Genomic DNA, 13442 nt, shown 5'->3' with positions numbered 1-13442 from the left:
CACTCCATGCCGCACACGCCCGCTCGCCCGGACGACCGGGAGAGCGACCACAGGGAAAGCGACTACAGGGAAGGCGAGTTCGCCGACCTGTTCGCCCGCAGGACACGCACTCCGCTCCGCGGCTTCCTGCCCGGCCGCCGGGTCTGGAACGCGGTCGGCGGCTCCGCGGTCGCGGTCCTGGTGATCGCCGGTTCCGCGACGGCCGTCGCCGCCATCGACTGGAGCGGCGGCTCCTCCGAGAAGGTGACCACGGCGGCGGACAAGACCACGAAGGAGAAGTCCACTTCCGGTGACACCCGGAAGGCGACGGTCGTCCCGTCGCCGAAGGAGAAGGACAGCGGCACCGGCGGGGCCGGCGGCAAGCAGGACCCCGAGGTCGTCTACGTCCCCGTCTCCGGCGGAACCGGCGGAGACGGGGACGGGTCCGCGCCGGACTCCGACACGAACTCCGGCGCCACCGGCACCACGGGTACCGCCGAAGGAACCACTGGCGGCACCGGCAGCACCGGCACGACCGGCACCCAGGAGAAGACGACCACGACCACGACCACACAGAACACCGGGTCGCAGTCGACGGCCGGCTATCTGTGGGCCGACGGGAGCGTGGAGTCCGACTCCAACGACTACTGGGACCAGAGCACCATCACCGTCAAGTCCACCAAGCCGCTCAGCTCGCTCAAGGTCGTCGTCCGCGTCATCCAGACCGGCGGCGTGTCGAGCACCGGCGCCTGGACCTCCCTGGGCGACAAGGTGGCGATAGGCCAGAACTCCACCAGCGACCAAGTGGGGTACGTCATCACGCTGAAGTCGGGTGTCACCCTGGCCGCCGGCACCTATGTCTTCAAGGTCCAGTACAACCACGCCGAGGGCGCCCGTGACGCGGGCCGCGACCTCTACACCGTCACCACCGTCGCCTCCGACTCGGAGGACAAGTTCCTCTCCGGCCGCTTCTGAGCACCCGTCCGGCGACCGGGCCGGCGCGTCACCCGGCCCAGGGTGATCCGTGGAACGCCCCAGCGCCGATCGGGTTACATAGAGACATGAGTGACGCAGAAGCCATGCCCGACTGGGAGAAGCGGTTCCGAGCCCCGCGCGTCTCCCTCCCCGACTGGGCGGAAGACGCCCCCGACCGCTCCCTGTTCGTGTCCAACGCGACAGGCACGTACGAGCTGTACGCCTGGAACCGCGCCACAGGCGAGCAGCGCCAGGCGACGAACCGCCCCAACGGCACGACGGACGGCGTGCTGTCGCCCGACGGCGAGTGGATCTGGTGGTTCGACGACAAGGACGGCGACGAGTTCGGGGTCTGGCGCCGCCAGCCGTTCGCGGGCGGCGAGGACGAGCCCGCGACCCCCGGCCTGGAGCCCTCCTACCCGGCGGGACTGGCGCTGGCCCGCGACGGCCGTACCGCGGTAGTCGGCCGCTCGACCGACGAGGACGGCACGACGATCCACCTCACCGTGGCGGACACACCCCCCGTGGTGATCTACCGCCACCGCGAGTCCGCCGGCGTCGGCGACCTCTCCCACGACGGCACACTCATCGCCATCGAACACACCGAACACGGCGACGCGATGCACTCCGCGCTCCGCGTCCTGCGCCCGGACGGCACGACGATCGCCGACCTCGACGACACCAAGGGCGGCGCGGAGGAACTGGGCCTGGAGGTGCTGGGCTTCGCCCCCGTGGAGGGAGACACGCGGCTGCTGGTCGGGCATCAGCGCCGGGGCCGCTGGGAGCCGCTGGTGTGGGACGTGGCGAGCGGCGAGGAGACGGACCTGGCCCTGGACCTGCCGGGCGACGTGAGCGCGGAGTGGTACCCGGACGGCTCGGGCCTGCTCATCGCCCACAGCTTCGAGGCCCGCAGCGAACTCTTCCGCTACGACCTGACCGACCGCGAGCTGGTGAAGGTGGACACGCCGCCCGGCTCGGTCTCCGGGGCGACGGCCCGGCCCGACGGCAGCGTGGAGTACCTGTGGTCGTCGGCCGCGGAACCGTCGTCGGTGCGCTCGACGACGGGGTCGGTGGTCCTGGACCCGCCCGGCCTGAAGTCACCGGGTTCGGTGCCGGTGGAGGACGTGTGGGTGGAGGGCCCGGGAGGCCGTATCCACGCGTTGGTCCAGAAGCCGACGGGCGCAGAAGGCCCCTTCCCCACGGTCTTCGACATCCACGGCGGCCCCACCTGGCACGACAGCGACGCCTTCGCGGCGGGCCCGGCGGCCTGGGTCGACCACGGGTACGCGGTGGTGCGGGTCAACTACCGGGGCTCCACCGGGTACGGACGTGAGTGGACGGACGCCCTCAAGCACCGGGTCGGTCTGATCGAGCTGGAGGACATCGCGGCGGTCCGGGAATGGGCGGTGACCTCGGGCCTCGCGGACCCCGACCGGCTGATCCTGACCGGCGGTTCCTGGGGCGGCTACCTGACGCTGCTCGGGCTCGGCACGCAACCCGACGCGTGGGCACTGGGCCTCGCGGCGGTGCCGGTCGCGGACTACGTCACGGCGTACCACGACGAGATGGAGGCGCTGAAGGCGATGGACCGCACCCTGCTGGGCGGTACGCCGGAGGAGGTCCCGGAACGCTTCGATGCGTCGTCGCCCCTGACGTACGTCGACGCGGTGAAGGCACCGGTGTACATCTCGGCCGGCGTGAACGACCCCCGCTGCCCGATCCGCCAGATCGACAACTACGTGAAGCGGCTGGAGACCCGGGGCGCGACCCACGAGGTGTACCGCTACGACGCGGGCCACGGCTCACTGGTCGTGGACGAGCGCATCAAGCAGGTCCGGCTGGAACTGGAGTTCGTGGAGCGGCACTTGGGTTCTTCTTTCAGCCCGTCCGGCGTTTGAGGACAAGGCCCGTTCAGGGCCGTGGCGGGGGTCTGGGGGCGCAGCCCCCAGGAACGGGATGGGACGGGTAGGGGCGGCGGGGGCGAGAAAAACCTACGCCCCCGCCCGATCCCGCCCCCGCCGCCGACCCAACAACTCCGCCAACCCCCGCCGAGTAGCCGCCAGCACCACCCGGTCCTCCGCCCGCAGCACATACGTCTCCGGCAGATCCCACACCAGCCCCGACGCCCGCCCCTCCTCCACCGGCACCCCCACCCCCGTATCCAACGCCAGCACCCGCCAAGCCCCCGCCCGAAACGCCTCCCCCACAGTCCGCCCCTCCAACTCCACATGCCCACCCACCCGCATCGCCGCGAACAACAACACCCGCCGCTCGACGGGGATCGTGCCCAGGATCTGCGTCTGGCGGCCCATCATCGCCCCGGCGAACGCAGGCGCGGCCAGATGCGACACGCTCCGGCTCCGGGTCGTCGCGCCGGGGTGCGCCGCGCGCAGGGTGCGGTACACGGCGGTGGCGAAGTCGTCGTCGTACAGGCGCAGGACGACGCGCAGGTCGGGCCGTACGGAACGCCCGTACAGCACCGCCTCCAGGTTGGTCGTGTCGGCGCTGGTGAGGGCGAGGAGGGCCTGCGCGCGGTTGATCTTCGCGGCCTCCAGGACGCCCTCCTGGGTCACATCACCCAGCACCACCGGCACCCGCAACCGCCGTGCCGTCGCGAGGCCCCGCGCCTCGGGGTCCGCCTCGACGCACACCACCGGGATGTTGAGTTCGCGGAGACGGGTCAGCACCCGTGTGCCGATCTTGCCCAGCCCGAGCAGCACCACATGCCCGCCCAGCCCACGCGGCGGCTTGCGCACCGCCGAACCACTGCGAAACGTGCCCAACGCCTCCAGCACCGCGGCCAGCAGCACCGGCAGCAGCAGCAACCCGACCAGCCCGGACAGGAGTTGGAGGATCTGGCGGGTCATCGACGCCCCGATCGCGGGGTCGTTGATCGCGAAGAGGTCCAGCAGGGTCAAGTACGTCGCGTGGACGGGATGGTCGCCCGTCGCGACCGACAGCGCGACCGCGAGGGCGATCACGCAACCGGCCATCCCCGCCAGCGACCACCGCAGCCGCCGCGAGAACAGGGACGCGAACGGCGGCACCACGCCCCGGCCCCGCCCGCCCGACATCGACGTCCCGGAGTACGCGTACGCCACCTGCTGGAGTACGACCGTCCCGCGCCCGGTCGCCGCCGCCACCGCAGCCTCGTCGGGGAGCAGCCGGGGCCCCTGGTCGCCGTCGCTCTCCGAGCCGTCGGCGCCGTCCGGGTCGCTGCTGGTGGCGGAGAGCAGGGCGAGTGTGTACAGGCCGGGGTCGGCGACCTCGCCCGGCGCGGGCGGCTGCCGTTCCACCGCGCGCAGCAGCAGCCCGTCGGTCTGGACGACCTTGCTGGTACCGGTGATGGCGGTGGCGGCGAGGGCGGGGGCGGCGGTGTCGGCGTCGGACAGGACGGTGGTGGACGCGTCGACCCTCCTGTTCGCACTGCTGCCGTCACCCTCGGCCATCGCTGCCACCGCCGCCAACGCCGAAGCCTGGTCGAGGAGTTCCTCGATGTGCTGGCCCAACCGCCGGTTGTAGAGCCGGAGTACGAGCCGCAGGCGCGGGTTGAGGCGGCGGGCGGTGAGGGCGGCGCGGATGTTGGTCTCGTCGTCGTCGTACACGAGCGCCAGGGCCGCCGCCCGCTCCCCGCCCGCCTCGGCGAGCACGGCCTCGGTCAGCTCGACGGCCTCCAACACCCCTTCGTGCAGGGCGGGTTCAGCGACGCCAGTAGGAGTGGTTCCGTTGCCCGCCGCGCGGTTGACGACGGCTGACACCCGGTCCAGCAGCGCCGACGCCGTCCCGGCGGCCCGCACGACCACCGGCGGCCGTACGTTCCGCTCCGAGGGCGGTACGACGAGGGTGACCTGTTCGCCGTACACGTTCCGGAGTTCATGGGCGAGCCGGTGGGCGAGCCCGTCGTCGCCGCACACGATCATGTGACCGGCCGGATCAGCCGTACCCGGTCCGTTCGGCCCGCTCTGACTCGGAAGGTTCCCCAGGATCGCCACGAGGGAAAAGACTGCCGCACTGGGACAGGTGGTTCCCGACCGGGTCCGATGCCGCAATCATGACCCCATGCAGCGGCCCCACCCCCGCCACCCCCACCTCCACACCCCCGAGTGGTTCACAGCCGATGACGCGACCCTCAACGTCGCGCTGGTGTACCCGATGCAGGGGCCCGCCGGGATCTTCGGCCCGGCGTGCGAGGCGTGCGCGCGGCTGGCCGTCGAGGAGGTCAACCGGGCGGGCGGGGTGCTGGGCAAGGAGCTGCGGCTGATCGAGGTCGACGGGGGCGCCGAGCCGCGCCGGGTCGCCGGGGAGGTCGAGGCGCTGGTCGCGACCGGGGTGGTGCAGGGCGTCACCGGCTGGCACATCTCCTCCGTACGGCAGGCCCTGGCACCCCGGGTCGCCCACCGGGTGCCGTACGTGTACACGGCCCTGTACGAGGGCGGCGAGCGCACCGAGGGGGTCTTCCTGACGAGCGAGACGCCCGCCGGGCAGCTGCGGCCGGCGATGCGGCTGATCAGCGAGGCGCGGGGCGTACGGCGCTGGTTCGTCGTCGGCAACAACTATGTGTGGCCCCGTCGGACGGCCCGCGCCGCTCGCCGGTACGCGCGCGAGAGCCGGGCCCGGGTGTGCGGGGAGGCGTATCTCCCGCTGGGCACGGACGACTTCACCGACGTACTGCGCCGCATCGAACACGCGGACGCGGATGGCGTGTTGATGCTCCTTGTGGGCAGTGACGCGGTCCGCTTCAACCGGGCGTTCGGCGCCTTCGGCCTGGACCGGCGGAGTCTGCGCCTGAGCACCCTCATGGACGAGAACATGCTGATGGCCAGCGGCCCCGAGGCGACCCGCGACCTGTTCAGCACGGCCGGCTTCTTCGCCTCCCTCGCCAACCAGGACACCCTGGACTTCCACGGCAGTTACGCCGCCCGCTTCGGCATCGACGCCCCGGCCCCCGGCAGCCTCGGCGAGTCCTGCTACGAGGGCGTGCTGCTGCTCGCCGCCCTGATCGAACGCGCCCGCACGCTCGACGTGTCCGCGATCGGCGCGGCGGCGGAGGCGGTGTCGTACGAGGGGCCGCGCGGCCTCCTGCGCCTGCGCGACCGGCATGTACGCCAGCGCATCTACCTGGCGGAGGCGGACGGCCTGGACTTCACGGTCGTAGCCCAGTTGGAATCCGGCAAATAGATTCTTCCGCGCGGAAGCATTAATTGAAGAAATTTAGTTCCGTCAGAAACTGTTCTTCAATTGCGCGGAAACGCCCTCGAAACAGTCAACTCCCAGGCTGTGGACGCCACTTCTCCCCTCCTCAAGGGCGGTTCTGCATGTCTGGGCTCAGTATCAACAGGCGTGGCCTGTTGGCCGGTATATCGGCCGTCGGGGCGTCCGCCGCACTCAGCGCCTGTGGCGCCAAGACCGGTTCCGACACGTCCTCCGACGCGGGCGTCAAGGGCGACACCTCCGGCAGCACGGTCAAGGTGGGCCTGCTCAACTCGCTGTCCGGCACGATGGCGATCAGCGAGGTGACCGTCCACAACTCCCTGCTGCTCGCGGTGAAGGAGATCAACGCGGCCGGTGGTGTGCTGGGCAAGAAGCTGAACCCCATCAGTCAGGACGGTGCGTCCGACTGGCCGACGTTCGCGGAGAAGGCGGAGGCGCTGATCAAGGACGACAAGGTCGTCGCGACGTTCGGCTGCTGGACCTCGTCGAGCCGCAAGGCGGTGAAGCCCGTCTTCGAGCGGTACAAGTCGCTGCTCTTCTACCCCGTGCAGTACGAGGGACTTGAGGAGTCGCCGTACATCTTCTACACGGGCGCGACGACGAACCAGCAGATCGTGCCGGCGCTGGACTATCTGAAGAAGCAGGGCCTGACCAAGCTCTACCTGGTGGGCAGCGACTACGTCTTCCCACGCACGGCCAACAAAATCATCAAGGCGTACGCGAAGGCCAAGGGCATGACGGTGGTCGGCGAGGACTACGCGCCGCTGGGCTCGACCGAGTTCTCCACGATCGTCAACAAGGTCAAGGACTCCGGCGCGGACGCCGTGTTCAACACCCTCAACGGTGACAGCAACGTGGCGTTCTTCAAGGAGTACAAGTCCTCCGGGATGACCGCGAAGAGCATGCCGGTGCTGTCGGTCTCGATCGCGGAGGAGGAGGTGAAGAGCATCGGGACGCAGTATCTGGAGGGCCAGTTGACGGCGTGGAACTACTACCAGACGACGCCGGGTGCGGCGAACACGAAGTTCGTCGCGGCGTATCAGGCGGCGTACGGCAAGGGGAAGCCGACGAGTGACCCGATGGAGGCGGCGTACGTCTCGGTGTACCTGTGGAAGGAGATGGTCGAGAAGGCGGGCTCCTTCGACGTCGCGAAGGTGAAGGCGGCGTCGGACGGGATCACGTTCGCGGCGCCCGAGGGCGAGGTGACGGTGGACGGCGCGAGCCAGCACGTCTACAAAACAGCCCGCATAGGCAAGGTAGGCGCGGACGGCTTGATCACAGAGGTCTGGAACTCAGGCAAGCCCATAAAGCCGGACCCCTACCTGAAGGGCTACGACTGGGCCGCGTCCCTGTCCTGACCCACAGTTCCTCGCCCCCGCCGCCCCTACCCATACCCATCCCTGGGGGCTGCGCCCCCAGACCCCCTTTGTCCTCAAACGCCGGACGGGCTGAAAGACCAAGCACCGGCCGGGGTTGGTCTTTCAGCCCGTCCGGCGCTTGAGGACAAAGGGCCACCCTCCAGCCCGTCCGGCGTTTGAGGACGAGCGCGTTCAGCGCGAAAGGGGGTCTGGGGCGCAGCCCCAGAAGGATGGGACGGGTAGGGGCGGCGGGGGCGAGAAAAGGCACCCCACCCGCACCCCGCCCCCGACCAGGAGCCGCTCCATGACGGTCATCCTCAATCAATCCTTCACCGGCATCAGCATCGGCGCCGTCCTCCTCCTCATCGCCCTCGGCCTGACCCTCACCTTCGGTCAGATGGGCGTCATCAACATGGCCCACGGCGAGTTCATCATGGCCGGCGCCTACACGACCTACGTCCTCCAGAAGTCCATCAGCAGCGCCGGAATCTCCCTCCTCGTCGCCCTCCCCACCGCCTTCGTCGTCGCAGGCCTCATGGGCGCCCTCCTCGAATGGCTCCTCATCCGCCGCCTCTACACCCGCCCCCTGGACACCCTCCTCGTCACCTGGGGCGTCTCCCTGATGCTCCAGCAACTGGCCAGGGACATCTTCGGCGCCCCCAACGTCCAGACCCACGCCCCCGACCTCCTCACCGACAACGTCTCGATCGGCGGCGGAATCACCCTCGCCAACAGCCGCCTGTTCATCCTCGGCCTCGCCCTCCTCAGCGTCCTCGCCCTCACGCTGATCCTCCGCCTCACCCCCCTGGGCCGCCGCATCCGAGCCGTCGTCCAGAACCGCGACCTCGCCGAGGTGTCGGGCATAGCCACCGGCCAGGTCGACCGCATGACGTTCTTCATCGGCTCGGGACTTGCCGGAGTGGCAGGCGTCGCGCTGACCCTCGTCGGGCCGATCGGCCCGACCATGGGCACCAACTACATCGTCGACGCCTTCCTCGTGGTCGTGGTCGGCGGCATCGGCCAGCTCAAGGGCAGCGTGATCACCGCGTTCGCACTCGGCGTGCTCCAGTCGGTGCTCGAATACTCGACCACCGTCAGCGTCGCCAAGGTCATCGTCCTGGTGGCGATCGTCGCGTTCCTCCAGTGGCGACCGCAGGGCCTGTACACACTGCGCACCCGGAGCCTGGCATGACGACAACAACACCCCAGCCCACCACGGCAGTTACCCCTCCCACCCCACCCCAGACCCCCCTCCTCCACCGCCTCCGCGTCCCTGGCGGCTTCGCCCTGGGCGCCGTACTCCTCCTCGGTATAGCCCCGTTGGCCCTCTCGGACTTCCGACTCGCCCTGCTCGCCAAGTACTTGTGCTACGCGATCGTGGCCGTGGGCGTCAGCCTGGCCTGGGGCCGTGGCGGACTCCTCGTCCTCGGCCAGGGCGTCTTCTTCGGCCTCGGCGGCTACGCCATGGCCATGCACCTCAAGCTCGCCGACGCAGCCGACACCGGCGAGAAACTCCCCGACTTCATGCAGCTGTACGGCACCGGGGACGCCCTTCCCTGGTGGTGGGAGCCGTTCGCGAACCCCCTGTTCGCACTCGCCATGACCGTGATCCTCCCCATGGCGGTCGCCGCGCTGCTCGGCTTCCTCGTCTTCCGGCGCCGAGTCAAGGGCGCGTACTTCGCGATCCTCAGCCAGGCCCTCGCCGCAGCCCTCTCCATCTGGCTGATCGGCCAACAGGCCACCACCGGCGGCACCAACGGCCTCACCGACATCCAGGGCTTCTTCGGCTACTCGCTCGACGACCCGGTCAACCAGCGGATGGTCTACGTCGTCATCGCCGTCGTCCTGCTGCTCCTCATGGCCCTGGCCCGCCAGCTGTTCGTCAGCCGGTACGGCGAACTCCTGGTCGCGGTAAGGGATTCCGAGGAACGGGTCCGCTTCCTCGGCTACAACCCGGCCAACGTCAAGCTGGTCGCGTATGTCGTGGCCGCAGGAATGGCGGGGCTGGCCGGCGCGCTCTTCGTGCCCGCCGTCGGGATCATCTCCCCGGCGCTGATCGGGATCGTGCCGTCGATCGGCTTCGTCATCGGTGCGGCGGTCGGCGGACGGGCGTCGCTGGTGGGCGCGGTGCTCGGGGCGATCGCGGTCGCCTGGACACAGAGCACGCTGTCGGACGCGTACCCGGCCGGATGGACCTACTTCCAGGGCCTGTTGTTCGTGCTGGCGGTCGGCTTCCTGCCCGGCGGCCTGGCGTCCCTGTGGACGGTGGCCCGCAACCGCCTTACGCAGCAAGCGAGTTCAGGAGGCACCGCATGAGCGGCGAGGCGCTGACCATCAGCGACCTGCGGGTCACCTTCGACGGCTTCACGGCGGTCGAAGGCGTCAACCTGACTGTCCAGCCAGGTGACTTGAGGTTCCTCATCGGGCCGAACGGTGCGGGCAAGACGACCCTTGTCGACGCCGTCACCGGCCTGGTGAAGGCGACGGGCTCGGTCCGCTTCGGCGACGAGGAGCTGCTCGGCAAGCCGGTGCAGCGGATCGCGCGCATGGGCATCGGCCGTACGTTCCAGACGGCGACGGTGTTCGAGGAGCTGACCGTGCTCCAGAACCTGGACATCGCGGCGGGCGCCGGACGCGGCATGTGGACGATGCTCCGCCGCCGCAAGGGAGTTCCGGAACCGGTGACGAGGGCCCTGGAGACCACCGGCCTGACCGCACTGGCCGACCGCCCGGCGGGAGCTCTCGCCCACGGCCAGAAGCAGTGGCTGGAGATCGGCATGCTGCTCGTCCAGGACGTACGGCTGCTGCTGCTCGACGAACCGGTGGCAGGCATGAGCCACGAGGAGCGCGAGGCGACCGGCGAGCTGCTCCAGCGGGTCAGCGAGGACCACACGGTCGTCGTCATCGAGCACGACATGGACTTCATGCGTTCGTTCGCACGCAGCGTCAGCGTCCTGCACGCGGGCAAGGTGCTCAGCGAGGGCACGGTGACGGAGGTCCAGGCGGACCCGAGGGTCCAGGAGGTCTATCTGGGCCGCGCAACAGAGCCTGCGCCCGTACCTGTCGGAGAGGAGGCGTGACGCCGATGTCCGAGTCCATCTCCAAGTCCGTGTCTCTGCTGGAGATCAACGACGTACGGGCGGGTTACGACCGTACGACCGTCCTGCACGGCGTGACCGTGGCCGTGCCGAAGGACGGGGTGGCCGCTGTCCTCGGCCACAACGGCGCGGGCAAGAGCACGTTGCTGCGGGCGGCCATGGGTCTGCTGAAGCCGACGGCCGGGAAGGTCCTGCTGAACGGCGAGGACATCACCCGCCTCTCCCCGCACCAGCGGGTGGCGCGCGGCATGGCGTACGTACCGCAGGGACAGCAGTCGTTCCCGCACCTCACCACCGCCGAGAACCTCCAACTCGTCGCCGACGGACGGGCGGACGGGAAGGAGGCGGTCGCCGAGGCGCTGGACCTCTTCCCGGCGCTGCGTGAACTCTCGGGCCGCCGGGCGGGGTTGCTGTCGGGCGGCCAGCGCCAGCAACTCGCCCTGGCGCGGGCCCTGGTGACCCGCCCGAGCCTGCTCCTCCTCGACGAGCCGACGGAGGGCATCCAGCCGTCGGTGGTCGCGGAGATAGAGGAGACGATCCTGACGCTGGCGGCGAGGGGCGGCCTCTCCGTCCTCCTCGTGGAGCAGCACGTGGGGTTCGCGATGCGGGCCGCCCAGCACTACTACGTACTGGAAGCGGGGCGGGTGACCTCGTCCGGCGAGGGCGGAGCGGGGGCCGAGCAGACGGTGAGGGCGGCGCTGAGCGTCTGAACGGAAGCGAAGTGGAGGAGGGGCCCGGTCCGCGGTGTGGACCGGGCCCCTCCTGCTGCGTCCGAACGGTTGATTCTCTGATAGTGAGAAGCTAATTTACGTTGACAGAGAAGGTCAGAATCACCGTCGAGGCACAGTCGAATCACTGCGGAGTAACTGCGGAGGAACGTCATGGAACGGGACGACCTGATCCTCATCAGCGTGGACGACCACATCATCGAGCCGCCGGACATCTTCGTGAACCACCTCCCGAAGCGGTATCTGGACGACGCGCCGAAGCTGATCCACCGCGAGGACGGCAGTGACGTGTGGCAGTTCCGCGACAACACGGTCGGCAACGCCGCGCTGAACGCGGTCGCCGGGCGGCCCAAGGAGGAGTACGGCCTCGACCCCCAGGGCATGGACGAGATCAGGCCGGGCTGTTACGACGTGCACGAGCGCATCAAGGACATGAACGCCGGTGGTGTGCTGGCCCAGATGAACTTCCCGTCCTTCCCCGGCTTCGCCGCGCGGATGTTCGCCACGGAGGACCAGGACTTCTCGCTGGCGCTGGTGCGGGCGTACAACGACTGGCACATCGATGAGTGGTGCGGGGCGTACCCGGGCCGCTTCATCCCCATGGCGTTGCCCGCGATCTGGTCGGCCGAGCTGTGCGCGGCGGAGGTCCGGCGGGTGGCCGAAAAGGGCTGCCACAGCCTGACCTTCCCGGAGAACCCGGCCGCCCTCGGCTACCCGAGCTTCCACGACGAGTACTGGAACCCGCTGTGGCAGGCGCTGTCCGACACGGACACGGTCATGTCGATCCACATCGGCTCGTCCGGGCGACTGGCCATCCCGGCGGTCGACTCACCGCCGGACGTGATGATCACGCTCCAGCCGATCAACCTGGTGTCGGCGGCGGCGGACCTGCTCTGGTCCCGGGTGGTCAAGGAGTACCCGGACCTGAAGATCGCGCTGTCGGAGGGCGGCACGGGCTGGATCCCGTACTTCCTGGAGCGCGTCGACCGCACCTTCGAGATGCACGCGACCTGGACGCTCCAGGACTTCGGCGGCAAGCTGCCGTCCGAGGTGTTCCGCGACCACTTCCTGACCTGCTTCATCAGCGACGACCTGGGCGTGAAGCTGCGCCACGACATCGGCATCGACAACATCTGCTGGGAGGGCGACTACCCGCACAGCGACTCCATGTGGCCGGACGCGCCGGAACAGATCCACGGCGTCCTGGAGAAGCACTCCGTCCCGGACGAGGACATCGTCAAGATGACCCACGAGAACGCGATGCGCTGGTACTCCTTCGACCCTTTCTCGCACATCCCGAAGGGGCAGGCCACGGTCGGCGCCCTTCGTAAGACGTCCGAGGGCCACGACGTCAGCATCCGCTCCCGGAGCCGCCAACTGACGGAGCCGGTGGACAAGTTGGAGGCGTTCAGGTCGCGCGCACGGGCGGCGGTGGCGGCAGCGGCGGCGGGCAGGTAGCCGGTCAGCCGGTCAGCCGGTCAGCCGGCCGGTCGGTCGGCTAGCTGCCGTCCTGCCGGTTGTGCCGGGCGGACGGCAGCAGAAGATCCCGCTCGGGATGCCTCTCGCCCGTGACGCTGCCCTGGATGCCGAGGTCGACGCGGGCGGCCTCGTGAAAGGCGTTGATGCACCGGAAGGCGCTCCGGTGCCGCTCGCGCCACTCCTCCAGGGTCCCGGTGATCCGCCCGGTGGCCTGCCAGTCGATCTCGGAGAGCACGGTGTTGAGTTCGTGCCCGGCCTCGATGGCGTCGTCGCCCCCGAGCAGCATGACCCGCTCGAAGGCCGACCCCCACCGCCGGCTCGCGTCCGAGAGATCCTCCCGCAGCTCCGGCATGGGCCGGTGCTCGTCGCGCAGCCCTTCCCTGGCCTCGTAGACCCGGACGGCGTTGGCGATGCGCATCTTCGCCGCGTCCACGTACTCCGCGTACGTCTCGATCTTCTTGTCGTCCCACCGGGTCAGCAGCTGGTAGCGGTTACGGCCGCGCTCCATCAGGTAGTTGGTCGCGTGCGTGGTGAGCGCCCCGAGCAACACGGCTCCTACGGTGATGAGTTGCTCACCGGTTCCCATCGTGCCCCGTCCCCCGTGCCCGTATGTG

General features: G+C 69.7%; 11 protein-coding genes. 9 read left to right on the top strand and 2 right to left on the bottom strand.

From position 1 onward, the window contains the following. The first annotated feature begins 6 nt into the window (after positions 1–6). Together ACFYXF_RS49755 and ACFYXF_RS49750 are read left to right on the top strand one after the other, a co-directional pair. Positions 7–954 (top strand): hypothetical protein, encoded by a 948-nt coding sequence (locus ACFYXF_RS49755; RefSeq protein WP_389360639.1) that lies wholly within the window; start codon positions 7–9, stop codon positions 952–954. 86 nt (positions 955–1040) lie between these two features. Next, a complete protein-coding gene (locus ACFYXF_RS49750; RefSeq protein WP_389360637.1) occupies positions 1041–2852 on the top strand; it encodes a prolyl oligopeptidase family serine peptidase in 1812 nt (603 codons plus the stop codon). Between the two features lie 93 nt (positions 2853–2945). Here the strand turns inward: ACFYXF_RS49750 and ACFYXF_RS49745 are convergent, their stop codons facing one another. Beyond that, entirely contained in the window at positions 2946–4874 is a 1929-nt protein-coding gene (locus ACFYXF_RS49745; protein WP_389360666.1) for an NAD-binding protein, read from the bottom strand. Positions 4875–5013: 139 nt separating this feature from the next. Here ACFYXF_RS49745 and ACFYXF_RS49740 point away from each other — a divergent pair, with 139 nt between their 5' ends. The 7 genes from ACFYXF_RS49740 (at position 5014) to ACFYXF_RS49710 (ending at position 12807) form a co-directional block, all read left to right on the top strand. Further along, positions 5014–6132: a substrate-binding domain-containing protein gene (locus ACFYXF_RS49740; protein ID WP_389360635.1), complete on the top strand. Its 1119-nt coding sequence runs from the start codon at positions 5014–5016 to the stop codon at positions 6130–6132. A gap of 137 nt (positions 6133–6269) precedes the next feature. After that, on the top strand, positions 6270–7523 hold the full coding sequence (urtA, locus tag ACFYXF_RS49735) for an urea ABC transporter substrate-binding protein (protein WP_389360633.1): 1254 nt from the start codon (positions 6270–6272) through the stop codon (positions 7521–7523). Between the two features lie 304 nt (positions 7524–7827). After that, complete coding sequence (gene urtB / locus ACFYXF_RS49730; RefSeq protein WP_389360631.1) at positions 7828–8715, top strand: urea ABC transporter permease subunit UrtB; 888 nt, start codon at positions 7828–7830, stop codon at positions 8713–8715. Then, entirely contained in the window at positions 8712–9839 is a 1128-nt protein-coding gene (gene urtC / locus ACFYXF_RS49725) for an urea ABC transporter permease subunit UrtC (protein ID WP_389360629.1), read from the top strand. The genes urtB and urtC overlap by 4 nt, the downstream gene beginning before the upstream one ends. Next, positions 9836–10603, top strand: a complete 768-nt coding sequence (gene urtD, locus ACFYXF_RS49720; protein ID WP_389360627.1) for an urea ABC transporter ATP-binding protein UrtD — start codon at positions 9836–9838, stop codon at positions 10601–10603. Before urtC ends, urtD begins: the two co-directional genes overlap by 4 nt. A 5-nt stretch (positions 10604–10608) precedes the next feature. Next, entirely contained in the window at positions 10609–11331 is a 723-nt protein-coding gene (gene urtE, locus ACFYXF_RS49715) for an urea ABC transporter ATP-binding subunit UrtE (RefSeq protein WP_389360625.1), read from the top strand. A 171-nt stretch (positions 11332–11502) separates the two neighbouring features. Next, a complete protein-coding gene (locus ACFYXF_RS49710) occupies positions 11503–12807 on the top strand; it encodes an amidohydrolase family protein (protein ID WP_389360623.1) in 1305 nt (434 codons plus the stop codon). A 40-nt stretch (positions 12808–12847) separates the two neighbouring features. Here ACFYXF_RS49710 and ACFYXF_RS49705 read toward each other — a convergent pair whose 3' ends face one another. Beyond that, complete coding sequence (locus tag ACFYXF_RS49705; RefSeq protein ID WP_389360621.1) at positions 12848–13414, bottom strand: hypothetical protein; 567 nt, start codon at positions 13412–13414, stop codon at positions 12848–12850. Positions 13415–13442: the final 28 nt, after the last annotated feature.

This window comes from Streptomyces sp. NPDC002680, assembly GCF_042889145.1.
Lineage (GTDB): Bacteria > Actinomycetota > Actinomycetes > Streptomycetales > Streptomycetaceae > Streptomyces > Streptomyces adonidis.
The sequence above is the reverse complement of the archived record's forward strand: the minus strand, read 5'-3'. Positions and strand labels throughout refer to the sequence as shown.

Bases quoted from the DNA above. Each gene is read 5' to 3' on its own strand.
- ACFYXF_RS49755 (WP_389360639.1), top strand. From the start codon at position 7: ATGCCGCACACGCCCGCTCGCCCGGACGACCGGGAGAGCGACCACAGG.
- ACFYXF_RS49750 (WP_389360637.1), top strand. From the start codon at position 1,041: ATGAGTGACGCAGAAGCCATGCCCGACTGGGAGAAGCGGTTCCGAGCC.
- ACFYXF_RS49745 (WP_389360666.1), bottom strand. From the start codon at position 4,874: ATGATCGTGTGCGGCGACGACGGGCTCGCCCACCGGCTCGCCCATGAA.
- ACFYXF_RS49740 (WP_389360635.1), top strand. From the start codon at position 5,014: ATGCAGCGGCCCCACCCCCGCCACCCCCACCTCCACACCCCCGAGTGG.
- urtA (WP_389360633.1), top strand. From the start codon at position 6,270: ATGTCTGGGCTCAGTATCAACAGGCGTGGCCTGTTGGCCGGTATATCG.
- urtB (WP_389360631.1), top strand. From the start codon at position 7,828: ATGACGGTCATCCTCAATCAATCCTTCACCGGCATCAGCATCGGCGCC.
- urtC (WP_389360629.1), top strand. From the start codon at position 8,712: ATGACGACAACAACACCCCAGCCCACCACGGCAGTTACCCCTCCCACC.
- urtD (WP_389360627.1), top strand. From the start codon at position 9,836: ATGAGCGGCGAGGCGCTGACCATCAGCGACCTGCGGGTCACCTTCGAC.
- urtE (WP_389360625.1), top strand. From the start codon at position 10,609: ATGTCCGAGTCCATCTCCAAGTCCGTGTCTCTGCTGGAGATCAACGAC.
- ACFYXF_RS49710 (WP_389360623.1), top strand. From the start codon at position 11,503: ATGGAACGGGACGACCTGATCCTCATCAGCGTGGACGACCACATCATC.
- ACFYXF_RS49705 (WP_389360621.1), bottom strand. From the start codon at position 13,414: ATGGGAACCGGTGAGCAACTCATCACCGTAGGAGCCGTGTTGCTCGGG.